Source organism: Streptomyces sp. NPDC048473 (genome assembly GCF_043200155.1).
GTDB lineage: Bacteria > Actinomycetota > Actinomycetes > Streptomycetales > Streptomycetaceae > Streptomyces.
Map to the genome: position 1 here is coordinate 71572 of NZ_JBICXE010000007.1, position 14353 is coordinate 85924.

At 71.0% G+C, this 14353-nt stretch carries 9 protein-coding genes; 7 read left to right on the forward strand and 2 right to left on the reverse strand.

The window, feature by feature from the left end; translation table 11 throughout:
* The first annotated feature begins 181 nt into the window (after window positions 1-181).
* The 6 genes from ACGFU7_RS14780 (at window position 182) to ACGFU7_RS14805 (ending at window position 7897) form a co-directional block, all read left to right on the forward strand.
* The gene (locus ACGFU7_RS14780; RefSeq protein ID WP_393695727.1) at window positions 182-1015 is read left to right on the forward strand and encodes a M55 family metallopeptidase; all 834 of its coding nucleotides are present in this window, start codon (window positions 182-184) and stop codon (window positions 1013-1015) included.
* Window positions 1008-2369, forward strand: coding sequence for a M20/M25/M40 family metallo-hydrolase (locus ACGFU7_RS14785; RefSeq protein ID WP_393695728.1), 1362 nt, complete (start codon window positions 1008-1010; stop codon window positions 2367-2369). The genes ACGFU7_RS14780 and ACGFU7_RS14785 overlap by 8 nt, the downstream gene beginning before the upstream one ends.
* Window positions 2370-2391: 22 nt before the next feature.
* A complete protein-coding gene (locus tag ACGFU7_RS14790) occupies window positions 2392-4380 on the forward strand; it encodes a prolyl oligopeptidase family serine peptidase (RefSeq protein WP_393695730.1) in 1989 nt (662 codons plus the stop codon).
* Window positions 4377-5321 carry an LD-carboxypeptidase gene (locus ACGFU7_RS14795; RefSeq protein WP_393695732.1) on the forward strand — a complete coding sequence of 315 codons (945 nt, stop codon included), beginning with the start codon at window positions 4377-4379 and terminating at the stop codon, window positions 5319-5321. The genes ACGFU7_RS14790 and ACGFU7_RS14795 overlap by 4 nt, the downstream gene beginning before the upstream one ends.
* 127 nt (window positions 5322-5448) lie before the next feature.
* Entirely contained in the window at window positions 5449-7278 is a 1830-nt protein-coding gene (locus ACGFU7_RS14800) for a CocE/NonD family hydrolase (protein ID WP_393695734.1), read from the forward strand.
* Between the two features lie 49 nt (window positions 7279-7327).
* Window positions 7328-7897: a GNAT family N-acetyltransferase gene (locus ACGFU7_RS14805; protein ID WP_393695736.1), complete on the forward strand. Its 570-nt coding sequence runs from the start codon at window positions 7328-7330 to the stop codon at window positions 7895-7897.
* Here the strand turns inward: ACGFU7_RS14805 and ACGFU7_RS14810 are convergent.
* Window positions 7894-8619, reverse strand: a complete 726-nt coding sequence (locus ACGFU7_RS14810) for a carbon-nitrogen hydrolase family protein (RefSeq protein ID WP_393695738.1) — start codon at window positions 8617-8619, stop codon at window positions 7894-7896. The two genes, ACGFU7_RS14805 and ACGFU7_RS14810, sit on opposite strands and share 4 nt — an antisense overlap.
* A 173-nt stretch (window positions 8620-8792) precedes the next feature.
* Window positions 8793-10100 (reverse strand): glycosyltransferase family 39 protein, encoded by a 1308-nt coding sequence (locus tag ACGFU7_RS14815; protein ID WP_393695740.1) that lies wholly within the window; start codon window positions 10098-10100, stop codon window positions 8793-8795.
* A gap of 380 nt (window positions 10101-10480) precedes the next feature.
* On the opposite strand from ACGFU7_RS14815, the gene ACGFU7_RS14820 reads away from it, so the two are divergent.
* Entirely contained in the window at window positions 10481-14116 is a 3636-nt protein-coding gene (locus tag ACGFU7_RS14820) for a hypothetical protein (protein WP_393695742.1), read from the forward strand.
* The last annotated feature ends 237 nt before the right edge of the window (window positions 14117-14353 follow it).

Genomic DNA, 14353 nt, shown 5'->3' on the forward strand with positions numbered 1-14353 from the left:
ATCATGGTCTGGCTGAAGGGGGACTGTCAAGGCGACGCAAGCGGGCCTGCGCGCCGCCCGGCGCGCGGCGTCCGGAATGCGTCTGTTCGGGGTGCGGGGCGCACTCTCTTCGGAGGACTGGACCATTGAACGTTTCTGTGGCTCTGGCCTGGCGGTTCTTCGGCGCGTAGCGTGAGCCCGCATGAAGATCCTGATCAGCGCGGACATGGAAGGCGCCACCGGCGTGACCTGGCCGGCCGATGTACTGCCGGGCACCCCCCAGTGGGAGCGGTGCCGTTCCATGTTCACCTCCGACGTGAACGCGGCTGCGCTCGGCTTCTACGACGGCGGCGCCGACGAGGTGCTCATCAACGAGGCCCACTGGTCCATGCGCAACCTTCTGCTGGAGCGGCTCGACGACCGGGTCCAGATGCTCACCGGCAAGCACAAGTCCCTCTCCATGGTGGAGGGCATCCAGCACGGCGACGTCGATGCCATCGCCTTCGTCGGCTACCACACGGGTGCCGGTACGGAGGGGGTTCTCGCCCACACCTATCTGGCGAACTCCATCACCGGCGTCTGGCTCAACGGCGCCCGGGCCAGCGAAGGGCTCCTCAACGCGCATGTCGTCGCCGAGTACGGCATTCCCGTCGTCCTCGTCACCGGCGACGACCTGACCTGCGTGGACGCGGACGGGTACGCTCCCGAGGCCCGCAAGGTCGCCGTGAAGGACTATGTGTCGCGGTACGCGGCGGTGTGCCGCACCCCGGCCCGTACCGCCGCCGACATCCGTGCGGCGGCCAAGGACGCGACCGCGCTCGCCGTGCGGCACACCCCGGTGGAGGGCGGCCCCTTCACCGTTGAGCTGGAGTTCGACGCCGAGCATCTGGCCGCGGCGGCCACCGTTGTCCCCGGCGTGGCGCCCAGCGGCGAACGGCGCGTCGCCTATACCAGCGCGACGATGTACGAAGGTATCCGCACGTTCAAGGCGGTGACGACGATCGTGTCGTCCGCCGTGGAGGAACAGTATGGCTGAGGCGACCCACCCCCAGGAGAGCGCCGAGAGCGCCGAGAGCGTCGACGAGCAGGCGCTCGACGAATCGGTGACGTTCACGTCCGAACTGATCCGGATCGACACCACCAACCGCGGTGGCGGCGACTGCCGGGAACGCCCGGCCGCCGAGTACGTCGCCGAGCGGCTGGCCGCCGCCGGGCTGGAGCCCACCCTGCTGGAGCGCACCCCGGGGCGCACCAATGTGGTGGCCCGGATCGCGGGCACCGACCCGTCCGCCGACGCCCTGCTCGTACACGGCCATCTCGACGTCGTCCCGGCCGAGGCCGGCGACTGGACCGTGCACCCCTTCTCCGGGGAGGTCCGCGACGGTGTCGTCTGGGGGCGCGGCGCCATCGACATGAAGAACATGGACGCGATGGTCCTGGCCGTCGTCCGGGCCTGGGCCCGGGCCGGTGTCCGGCCCCGCCGCGACATCGTGATCGCGTACACCGCCGACGAGGAGGCCAGCGCCGAGGACGGCTCCGGCTTCCTCGCCGACCAGCACGCCGGACTCTTCGAAGGGTGTACGGAAGGCATCAGCGAATCCGGCGCCTTCACCTTCCACGCCGGACCGGACATGCCGCTCTACCCGATCGCCGCCGGCGAGCGCGGCACCGCCTGGCTGAAACTCACCGCACACGGCAAGGCGGGGCACGGCTCCAAGGTCAACAAGGCCAACGCGGTCAGCACACTCGCCGCAGCCGTCGCCCGGATCGGCCGGCACGATTGGCCGGTCAGGCTCACCCCGACGGTCCGCGCCGCGCTCACCGAGATCGCCGCACTGCACGGCATCCGCCCCGACCTCGACGCCCCCGGCTTCGACGTGGACGAGCTCCTCGGCAAGCTCGGACCGGCCGCCGCCCTGGTCGAGCCGACCATCCGCAACAGCTCCAACCCGACCATGCTGGAGGCCGGGTACAAGATCAATGTGATCCCGGGCCACGCCACCGCCTTCGTCGACGGCCGGATGGTGCCCGGCGGCGAGGACGAGTTCCACGCCACTCTGGACCGGCTGACCGGACCCGATGTCGACTGGGAGTTCCACCACCGCGAGGTCCCGCTGCAGGCCCCGGTCGACTCGCCGACCTTCGCGAAGCTGCGTGCCGCCGTCGAACGCTTCGACCCGCACGGCCACGTCGTGCCGTACTGCATGTCGGGCGGCACGGACGCCAAGCAGTTCTCCCGGCTCGGCATCACCGGCTACGGCTTCTCACCACTGAAGCTGCCCGTCGGCTTCGACTACCAGGCGCTGTTCCACGGCGTCGACGAACGCGTCCCCGTCGAGGCACTGCACTTCGGCGTCCGCGTCCTCGATCACTATCTGCGCACGGCCTGACCCGGTACGGGGGGATTTGATCATGGTGTCCACAGGGGCCTACGGAACGTGGCCGTCACCCATCGACGCACGGCTGGCCGCCTCCAACGACGGCCGTCCGGAGTACGTCGGGGTGGTCGGCGACGAGGTGTGGTGGACGGAGCCGCGTCCCGCCGAGGCGGGACGCCGCGCCCTGATCCGCCGCCGGGCGGACGGGACCAGCACCTGTGTCCTGCCCGCTCCGTGGAACGTACGGAGCCGGGTCATCGAGTACGGCGGACAGCCCTGGGCCGGGGCCGAACGAGCCGAGGGCGGCCCGCTGATCGTCTTCGTCGACTTCGCCGACCAGCGGCTGTACGCATACGCCCCCGACGGGCCCGGCGAACCCTGGCCGCTCACCCCGGTCTCGTCCGTCGGCGGCGGGCTGCGCTGGGTCGACCCGCAGCTCCACCTCGACCGGGGCCGGCGGGGTGAAGTGTGGTGTGTCCTGGAGGAGTTCACCGGCGAGGCACCCACCGATCTGCGCCGGGTGATCGCCGCCGTACCACTGGACGGCTCGGCGGCCGACGACCGGTCGGCGGTACGTGAACTCACCGACGACAGCCGTCGTTTCGTCACCGGACCGAAGCTCTCGCCCGACGGGCGGCGGGCGGCCTGGCTCGCCTGGGACCATCCGCGGATGCCATGGGACGGCACCGAGGTGATGCTCGCGGACGTCGCCGAGGACGGTACGTTCCACCACACCTGGAGCTTCGGCGGCGGCCCGGAGGAATCGGTGCCGCAGATCGAATGGGGCGCCGACGGACAGCTCCTCTTCGCCAGTGACCGCAGCGGCTGGTGGAATCTGTACCGCGCCGACCCGCACCGGGGCGCGGTCGCGCTCTGCACCCGGGAGCAGGAGTTCGCCGGACCGCTCTGGAAGATCGGCCTCAGCTGGTTTTGCCCGCTGCAGAACGGCCTGATCGCCACCGTCCACGGCCGGGGCACCACCACGCTCGGCATACTCGACCCGGAGACCGGCGAACTCGTCGACGTCGCCGGACCCTGGACCGAATGGGCCGAGTCGCTCGCCGTGCACGGCAGCCGGATCATCGGCATCGCCGCGAGCCCGTACAGCACCTACGAGGTCGTCGAGCTGGACACCGCGACCGGCCGTACCCGGATCATCGGCACACCGCACGAGGACGCCGTCGACCCCGCGTACTACCCGCAGCCCGAGGACCGCACCTTCGCCGGGCCCGACGGCAGGGAGATCCACGCCCACATCTACCCGCCGCGCAGTCCCGACCGGGCCGGCCCCGACGGTGAACTGCCGCCCTATGTGGTCTGGGCGCACGGCGGCCCCACCGGCCATGCCGCACTCGTACTCGACCTGGAGATCGCCTACTTCACCTCGCGCGGCATCGGCGTCGCCGAGGTCAACTACGGCGGCTCCACCGGCTACGGCAGGACCTACCGCAACCGGCTGCGCGAACAGTGGGGCGTCGTCGACGTCGAGGACTGCGCGGCCGTCGCCGAAGCGCTGGCCGATGAGGGCACGGCCGACCGCCAGCGGCTCGCCATCCGGGGCGGCAGCGCCGGCGGCTGGACCACCGCCGCCTCGCTGACCGGCACCGATGTCTACGCCTGCGGCACGATCATCTACCCCATCCTCGATCTGACCGGCTGGGGCACGGATGAGACCCATGACTTCGAGTCGCAGTATCTGGAGTCCCTGGTGGGCCCGCTCGCCGAAGTCCCGGCACGCTACCGCGAACGCTCTCCGGTCACCCGCACCGACCGTCTGACCGCCCCCTTCCTCCTGCTCCAGGGGCTGGACGATCCGATCTGCCCGCCCGTCCAGTGCGAGCGGTTCCTGGCCGAGACCGAGGGGCGCGGCATCCCGCACGCGTATCTCACCTTCGAGGGGGAGGGGCACGGGTTCCGGCGCGCCGACACCATGATCCGCGCGCTGGAGGCCGAACTCTCCCTGTACGGCCAGACTTTCGGCATCGACTGTCCCGACGTACCGCGGCTGGAGCTGAAGAAGTGACCCTTGCACCCCTGACCCGCCCCGCCCGGCTGCGTCCGGGTGCCAGGATCGCCGTCGTGTCACCGAGCGGGCCGGTGCCCGCCGACCGCCTGGAGGCGGGCCTCGACGTACTGCGCGGCTGGGGCCTCGACCCCGTCGAAGCACCCCACGTCCGTGACGTACACCCGGAGTTGGACTACCTCGCCGGTACGGACGAGGCACGGGCCCGGGACCTCCAGGAGGCATGGTGCGATCCGTCCGTCGACGCGGTGATCTGCGCCCGCGGCGGGTACGGCGTGCACCGCATGGTCGACCTGGTCGACTGGGCGGCGATGCGCGAGGCCGGACCGAAGGTGTTCATCGGCTACAGCGACATCACCGTGCTCCACGAGGCGTTCGCCCGGCGCATGGGGCTCGCCACCCTGCACGGCCCGATGGCCGGCACCGAGACCTTCCTCAAGGACCCGGACACCCAGGAGTCCCTGCGGGCCACCCTGTTCGAGCCCGAGTCGGTGCGCACCCTCGGCCTGCCCACGGCGCGGGTGCTGGTCCCCGGCAGGGCCCGCGGCATCACCTACGGCGGCTGCGTGAGCCTGCTCGCCGCCGACATCGGCACCCCGCACGCCCGGACGTCCGCCCGGGGCGGGCTCCTGGTGATCGAGGACACCACCGAGGACCCGTACAGCATCGACCGCATCCTCACCCAACTGCTGAGGGCCGGTGCGCTCGACGGAACAGCCGGGGTGGCCTGCGGTTCCTGGGCGGGCTGCGGCCCGTACGACAAGGTGCGGGCGGTACTCGCCGACCGGCTCGGCCCGCTGGGCGTGCCCGTCGTCGAGGAACTGGGCTTCGGGCACGGACCGACGGCGCTCACGATTCCGCTCGGCGTGCCCGCCGTCCTGGACGCGCCGGCCGACGGCGGCCCCGCCACGCTCACCATCGAGGTGCCCGCACTGGTCTGAACGGCCCTGCACCGCGAAGAAGTTGAGCATCCTTCAGGAAACGCTGTCCTGAGCGTTGACATCACTATGACACGTGTCACAGCATGGGCGCGGTCCAGTACTTACTGGTCGGTAAGGCGCCCTCGGTGTGGAGGTCTTCGTGGCACGTGCTGTTTCCCGCCCCAGGTCCGGGTACCGGACACTCACCCGGAAGTCGGTCGCGTACGTGGCCGGAGCCGCGCTCGCCGCACCGCTGGTCCTCACCGGTGCGGCGCACGCAACCGCCGCCGAGACCTCCCAATACACCGTCACCCCACTGAAGTTCACCATTCAGGCGGGCGGCCGCTCGTGCACCGTCGACGCCGACCTGTACCGTCCCGCCGGGGCCGACGCACAGCACCCCGCCCCCGCCGTCCTCGCCACCAACGGCTTCGGCGGCAGCAAATCGGACGGCTCGACGGATGACATCGGCAAGGCCTTCGCCTCCCGCGGCTATGTCGGACTCGTCTACTCCGGCCTCGGCTTCGGCAAGTCGGGCTGCCTCATCACGCTCGACGACCCGGCCATCGACGGCAAGGCGGCCGCCGGACTCATCGACTTCCTCGCCGGGACACGCGCCGCCGACGACGGCACGAAGGCCGACTACGTCACCAAGGACGGCAAGGGTGACCCCAGGGTCGGCATGATCGGCGGCTCGTACGGCGGCGCCGTCCAGATGGCGACCGCGGCCGTCGACCACCGCGTCGACGCCCTCGTACCGCTGATCACCTGGAACGACCTGGCCTACGCGCTCGCCCCCAACAACACCGGTACGCGCAAGGGTGTTTCGTCCGACACCGCCGGTGTCTTCAAGTGGCAGTGGACCAACGGCTTCTATCTGCTGGGGGAGGGGCAGACGATCCTCAACGCGAGCCTCGACCCGTCCCGGTTCGGCAGCCTCACCTGTCTGCACTTCGCGTCGCAGGCCTGCGACACCATCCGGCTGCTCAACTCCGGCCGCTACCCCGCGGACAAGACCACCGCCATGCTCGACTACGCGCGCAGCGTCTCACCCGTCGACTACCTCAGCGGGGTCAAGGCACCCACCCTTCTCGTCCAGGGCCAGGCCGACAGCCTCTTCAACCTGAACGAGGCCACCGCCACGTACAAGACCCTCAAGGCGCAGGGCACCACGACCAAGATGATCTGGCAGGCCTGGGGGCACAGCGGCGGGCAGGTACCCGGTGAACTCGACCTGAGCCAGGGCAATCTGGAGACCAGCTACGTCGGACAGCGCGTCCTCGCCTGGTTCGACCGCTACCTCCAGCACAAGAAGAACACCGACACCGGGGCCGAGTTCGCCTACTACCGCGACTGGAAGAGCGGCTACGGCACCGCGGCCGCCGTACCGGCCCTGAGCCAGAAGATGTACCTCTCCGGCGACGGCAAGCTCGTCGACAATCGCTCCAAGGTCACCCGGGGCAGCCGTCAGTACGCCAACTGGCTTGTACCGACCAGTCATTCGGAGAGCTCGCTCGCCGGACTCATCGGACTGCCCGACTCCAAGCCGTACGACATCAAGGGCACTCACCTCGGCTGGACCAGCGCCCCGCTGACCTCCGCCGTAGATGTCGTCGGCGCGCCGAAGGCCACTCTGAAGGTCGTCTCGCCGAAGACGGAGCGCGTACAGAACAGCGGGGACGCCGCCGACAAGCTCGTTCTGTTCGCCAAGGTGTACGACGTGGCGCCCGACGGCACCAGGACACTGGTGAACCGGCTCGTCGCCCCGGTGCGCGTGCCCGACGTCACCCGCCCGTTCACCGTGCAGTTGCCGGGCATCGTCCACCGGTACGAGACGGGGCACCGGCTCGAATTCGCGATCGCGGCGAGCGACAGCGCGTACTCGGGCAACCGCGGCATCAAGCCGGTCACGGTCGTCAGCGCCCCTGAGGACACCGGTGTGCTGGAGCTTCCGGTGGTGGGCGGCCGGGTGGAGTGAGTCGCTGAGGGGATGATCGGCCCAGGTCGACAGGGCCTAGGCTGGCCGGATGTCTGAGACCGACTGTCTGGCCGAGGGGCGGCGCACGGCGATCCGCCCCTACAGCCTCGCGGATGCCGAAGAGTTCACCACCCGTGCGAGGGAGAGCAGGGGCATACATGGCCCCTGGCTCTTCCCGCCCGACGACGCCCGCGCGTACGCCGCCTACGCGGGCCGGCTGATCGAAGACCCCACGAAGGCGGGCTTCCTGGTCTGCGAACGCGGGGCTGACGAGAGCGGGGCCGGTGACGGGATCGCGGGGTTCATCAACATCAACAACATCGTCGTCGGCGGGTTCCGCTGCGGCGCGCTCGGATACGGGGTCTTCGCCCATGCGTCGGGGCGCGGCCTGATGAGCGAGGGGCTGGAACTGGTCCTGCGGTACGCCTTCGGGCCGCTCGGCCTGCACCGCCTCGAAGCCAACATCCAGCCCGCCAACAAGGGTTCACTCGCCCTCGTCGAACGGGCCGGATTCCGCCTCGAGGGGTTCTCGCCGGACTTCCTCTTCATCGACGGAGCCTGGCGCGACCACGAGCGGTGGGCGATCACGGCCGAGATGCTGAGCCAGGACGGCGTCTAGGACCCGGGCCGGGCCGTACCCACGGTCGCGGACACCAGGGCGCCGGGCTCGGTCCCGGCCTGCACGGCCGGGGTTCCGTCCGGTTCCCAGATGCCGGAGCCGCCGGACGTGAGGGCGTACACCCCGCTCGGACCCGCCGCGGTGGCCAGGACTGCCCACACACCATGGGTGAGCGCCGCCCGGCCCATGTGCCCGTCGCGCCGGGCGGCCTGCTCGGGCCCGGGACCGTACAGGGTGCTCGCCACATACGCGTCGATGCCCAGCGCGGCGGTGGCGGCGGCGTGCTCGGGAACGGCGGCGTCGTAACACACCGCAAGCCCCAGCCGCAGGCCGTTGATCACGAGGACCTCGGGCTTCTCTCCCGGGGCGAAGCGGTCGGACTCTGCGCCGTGCAGCCACATCTTCCGGTAGACGACGCTCGTTCCCTCGCCCGTGACGGCCAGGGTGGCGATGTACTCACGCCCGTCCGCGGCTCGCACCGGCGCCCCGACCAGGGCCGTCGCACCCGCCTCGCGGCACGCGGCGACGATGGGACCGAGGCGGGGGTCGTCGGGCGACACGGCCGGGGCGGCGAGGTCGTAGCCCGTGAGCGACAGCTCCGGGAAGACGACCAGCCGTGCTTTCGACCGGCCGATCGCCTCCGCATGCACTACGGCGTTGGCGGCGACGTCGAGATGGACACAGTCGGGCTGGGCGACAGCGACAGTGAGCGGTATAGGCACGCGGTACTCCGGATCAGCCGGTCGGCCGGGCACTCCGGGGCGGACCGCCCGGGGAGACACCGCAGGTCACCGACGCGAACAAGGTCGTGACCAGCCTATCGAGCAGCTCAACCGGAGCAGTCGGCCGGGTCTGTCGGACGAAGCGGTCAGCCGGGCCGGTCACCCGGGCCGGTTCAGCAGTGGCCGGGCCTGGCGTACACGGTGATGCGTGCCTGCGTGACCGTTCGGCTCGCGCATTCCTCGAAGTACGCGTCGAGGGTGGAGCGCTTGACCGCCTCGCGCGCGTTCGCGTCCAGCGGCTGGCCCTCCAGGTCGTGCACAGCGATGACGCGTGCGCTGGTCAGGATGCGCTCGCGGATCCGGTCCGGTGTCAGCTCCCTGCCGAACAGTGTGTCGGAGGCGACCGGGGTCTGTTCCAGGGCGAGGTCGGACAGGGACCGGAAGGAGTCCGGCCGGGCCAGCGTCCATACGCGTCTGCGTGACGGCATGAACAGCATCCCGACTCCCGGCTCGGCGATGTCCTGGACTGCCCGGGCGATCGCGACCGCGTCGTTCTTGCGGCTCCCCGGTTTCCGCAGCGCGGTGCTCACGGGTACGAGGGTGGCTGACACCGCGGCCAGTGCCACAGCACATGTCACACGTTGCACTGTTCCGGCACCGCGTGCCGACTGCCGGAGCCGGTCGAGCATCGAGCCCGCCAGGAGCGCGAAGCCGACGGCGGAGGGCAGGACATAACGGTCCACGTACAACGGATGCAGCGGACTCGTCAGCATGAGCAGCGTGCTGGGCAGGATCAGCAGCGGGAGCGCGAGCGCGGACAATGTGATCGGTCCGCGCGCACCGCTCGCAAAGCGGGCGAAGGCGACGCCCAGCAGGGCCGTCGCGACGAAGCCCAGCACTTCCCCGGCGTCCGGCGTGCCGATCCAGTCCACTTGCGCGGACTGCGTGGTGCTGAAGGCGGCGAGCGGGAGGAGGCCGGCGAGCACCCCACCCGCCGCGATGCTCCACGCCCGCGTCACGGGCCGCGCCAATCGCGCCCGGAAGACGGTCACACCATGGGCCAGGAGCATCAGCACGGCGAACTCATGGAGCAGACATGCCGTCAGCATCACGGCGCCATACGCCACCCAGCCCCGTCGTTCCGGCCGGGAGAGGTTGCTGACGAGGAGGCAACTGGCCCAGGTGATCAGTGCACAGACCAGGGCGTAGGACCGGCCCTCCTGCGCATATCGCTGCACCGGCGGGAGCAGCGGTAGGACGAGGCCCGCCAGCAGCCCGGTCCACGTCCCTCCGAGCCGCTGGCCCAGCCGTACGATGCCGACCGCCGCCGCGGCGATCGCCAGTACCGACGGCAGCCGCAGCGCCACCAGGCCGCCGTCCCAGAGGCCGAACACCCCCCGCATGATCAGGTAGTACAGGCCGTGCACGACGTCGACATGGCCCAGGGTGTGCCAGATCTGCGGCACGCTCCGGTGTGACATTGCATAGGTGACCGCCTCGTCTCCCCACAGGGTGCCCTGGCGACGGATTCCCCAGAACCCGATGAGCAGGGCCAGTAGGCCGGGGCTCCACGGGACCGCCCGACGCAGGGCGTTCCGGGACCATTGCGGGAGATGTTCCGTTCGCGAATCGACGGCGGGGGCGGTGCGCTGGATGAGAGAGATGACGTGCTCCGTCCGAAGAGAGGTCTCTCGCCCAGTGGATCGTCCGTCGTATTGATGGGCAGCCCCCGCAGGCGGTGTCAATCAATTTCATTTGCGCTGTTCAGCGCCGTTGCGCAGACAACTCGGCGGCGAATAGCGTGATCGTCGGTTCGGTAACTCGACGGTGGGGGCACGGGGTGGGACGTCCGGAGAAACCGGTGGATCCTGCCGCCGGCGCGGTGCAGATGTTCGCTCATGAACTGCGCAAACTCCGCCGACGGGCGGGCAGCCCCACCTACCGTGCGATGGCCCGGCACGCGCCCTTCTCCGCGCCCACGCTCTCCGCCGCCGCAGCCGGTGAGCGCCTGCCGTCGCTGCCCGTCGCCCTCGCCTATGCGGCGGCCTGCGGAGGCGAGGCGGCGCACTGGGAGGAGCGCTGGCGCGTAGCCGCCTCCTCGGAGGCGGCTGCGGCCGAGGAGCAGGGGACGGCGGGCGCGCCCTACCCCGGGCTCGCCCGGTTCGAGCCCGGGGACCCGCTGTACGGACGGGACGAGCTGACCGACGACGTACGGGAGCTGACCCGGCGGTACCGGTTCGCCGCGGTGGTCGGCGCATCGGGCAGCGGCAAGTCGTCCTTGCTGCGGGCCGGTCTCATCCCGGCCCTGCGCACCGACTCCGGCACCCCGCTGGCCGCGATCCGCATCCTCACCCCGGGTGAGTACCCGGCCCGCACCCACCGTGAGCTGCTCGTTCCCTCGACGGAGCCGGACGCCGAGGGCGACACGATGATCGTGGTCGACCAGTTCGAGGAGGTTTTCGCCCTCTGCCACGATCCGGCCGAGCGCACCGAGTTCATCGATCTGCTGCTCGCCGCATGCGATCCCGCATCCCGGCTGCGGGTCCTCGTCGCCGTACGCGCGGACTTCTTCGGCCGGTGCGCCGAGCACCACGCCCTCGCCCGCGCCCTGCGCGACGCCACCGTGCTGGTGGGCCCGATGGCTCCGGCGCAGCTGCGCGAAGCGATCGTCGGCCCGGCCTCCGCGGAGCGACTGGTGGTCGAACGGGCCCTGACCGCCCGCCTCGTGGCCGAGGTCGCCGACGAGCCGGGTGGCTTGCCACTGATGTCCCACGCCCTGCTGGAGGTGTGGCGGCGACGGCGTGGCCGGACGCTCACACTGGTCGCGTACGAGGCCATCGGCGGAATCCAGGGAGCCGTCGCGCACACGGCCGAGGAGGTCTTCGCCGGCTTCACCCCGCAGCAGGCACGGACTGCCCGATCGCTGCTGCTGCGGCTGATCTCACCCGGCGACGGCACCCAGGACACCAGGCACCCCACCCCCAGGGACGAGCTGGGAACGTCCCCGAGCACGGCACTGGTCCTGGAACAGCTCGTACGTGCGCGGCTGCTCACCGCCGACGCCACCACCGTCGACCTCGCCCACGAGGCACTGATCCTCGGCTGGCCCCGGCTGCGCGGCTGGATCGAGGAGGACCGCGAACGACTGCGCCTGCACCGCCGACTCACCGATGCCGCCCGCACCTGGCAGGAACTGGGCCGGGACGAAGGCGCACTGTTCCGCGGAGCACAGCTCTCCGCCGCCGGGGAGGCCTTCGGACAGCGCGCGGAACTCACCGACCTGGAGGGCGCGTTCCTCGCCGCCTCCGTCGAGGCCCGCGACCGCTCCCGGCGCACCGAGATACGCGCGACGCGGCGGCTGCGCGGCCTCACCGTCGCCCTGTCGCTCCTGCTGTGCCTGGCCGTCGTCGCGGGTCTGCTCGCCTGGCAGCAGAGCCGCACCAGCGCTCGCCGGGCCACCGAGGCCGAAGCGCTGAGGATCGCCACCGTCGCGGACACCATGCGTCACTCCGACCCGCGCACCGCCCTGCGGCTCAGCGTGGCCGCGTGGCGGATCGCCGATCTGCCCCGGACCCGGGAGGCGTTGTTCGGCGCGGCCGCCCAGCGGGAGCTGGATGTGTTCGCCTCTCCCACGACGGACTTCCTGCCGAACGAGGACAACAGCGTCTGGCGCCGCACCAGCCGTGACGGCCGCACCCTGACGGTGGTGAGCCCCGACCGCACCCGGCGCTGGGACGTGGCCTCGCACCGTGAACTCCCGCCGTACCCGGGCCTGGGAAAGCACGCGGACCACATCGTGGACGTGAGCCCGGACACTCGGAGCGTCGTGATCCGAACCCTCGCCGGTTACCGCATGTGGGATCTGGTCGCGGGCCGTCCGACCGGGCCCGTCTTCGGACCACCCGAAGGCGCCGACGACTGGACCTTCGAAGGCGGCTACACGCCGGGTGGCCGGACCTTCGCCGTTCAGGAGCACCACCGCGTCATCAAGCTGTGGAATCTCCGCGACGGCCGGCTGCTGTCACAGATCCCGCTCCACAGCCTGGAAGCCCGCGGCCTCGTCGTCAGCCCGGACGACAGGCTGCTCGCGTTCTGCTCGGACACCGGCCTGCTCCAGGTGTGGGACACCCGACGACGCAGCGAATTGCGCATCCCGGGGGCCGCGCGCACGCACGCGTGCGACATGGACGGGTTCACCTTCACCCCGGACAGCCGGGGGCTGGCATTCCGCTCCGGCACCGGGGTCCGCACGTGGGACATACGCACCGGACACGAGCGGCGCCGCATCCCCGTCCCCGATCCGTTCGAGTTCGTGTTCAGTCAGGACGGCGCCTACGTGGCGACCCTCAGCGCCACGGAGGCCCTGCTCTGGCGTACGGCCGACCTGTCAGCCCCGGTGCTCCGCCAGCCGCTGTCCGGAGCGGGCTTCAACGGTCTCACCCTGGACATCGAGGGCCGGGTCCTGCGCTACGAGGAGGGGACGGCCCCGGCGATCGCCGTCCGGTCCATTTCCCTCGACGGAGTGCTCTCCCCGGGCCGGCAGCGGCAGCCCCTCAGCAGGGCCAGGTTCAGCCCGGACGGCAAGACCCTCGCCGCCGCAACCACCCTTTCCACGCCGCACGGCAAGAGATACGAAGTACGGCTGCGCGACACCGTCACAGGCCGGCAGGACGCCGCGTACACCGGACCGTTCTGCGATCGCTGCGACCGCCTGATGGCATTCAGCCCCGACAGCCGCACCTTCGCCTACCAGTCCGGTGCCACGACCATCTCCGTTCACCCCCGTGGACCGCAGCTGCACGTGAGCGACCTCGTCGGCGTCTCCCTCGACGACCGGTCGGTGACCGTCTCCCGTTCCTCCGCCGCAGGCCAGACCATCGAGGTTGGGAAACTGAACGGTGACCCCGCCTGGTCCACCGTGTACCGCAAGCGTGACGGCTCCGTGGTGGCGACGGCCCCGGACGGCCGACTCCTCACGGAGCTGGGCCAGTCGGTGGAACCGGAGTCGGGCCGGGCGAGGCGCGTCCTGCGGGGCGAGAGCGTTGTCACAACCGCCGCCTACAGTCCCGACGGCCAATACCTGGCCATGGCCGACCACCTCGGACGCGTCACCCTGTGGGACGGGGCGGGGCGCCGCCGCCTCGCGGTGCTGGCGCCCGGCACCGACGGCGGGCTCCCGCAACCGGCCCTCGCGTTCTCCGCCGACAGCCGTTCCGTCGCCGTCGGCTCACCCGACGGTTCCGTGCGTATGTGGAGCACCGAGGACCCCGGCTCCCAGGGAGCACCGCTGCCCGCCGCGGACGGGCCCGTGCTGGCGCTGGCCTTCGCCGCAGATGGCAGCCGGCTCCGCGTCACCACCCCGTACACCGCCCTGCGCACCTATCCGCTCGCTTTGTCCCGGGCGGCAGCCGCCGTCTGCTCACGCTCCCGAGGCGGTCTCTCGAAGGACGAATGGCAGGCACATCTGCCCGATGTGGGGTATCGGACCATCTGCTGACCCGCCGGGTGCACCCCACTGGCCCACCCCGGATTGGGCAAGTCTTTGCCCGTGGCTGATTCGGGCCGCCCGCCGGGCCTGCGGGCCTTTTCCGTACGGGTTGCGGAGCGCAGCACTCCGTATAGGAAGGGGAAAATGGCGGCCGAAAGTATGAGGTGCCGGCCTGTGCCGATGGAACGACCGTGTTGACCGTACGCAATCGCAGGCACAGGCTCGTTACATAGCTGCTAAATACAA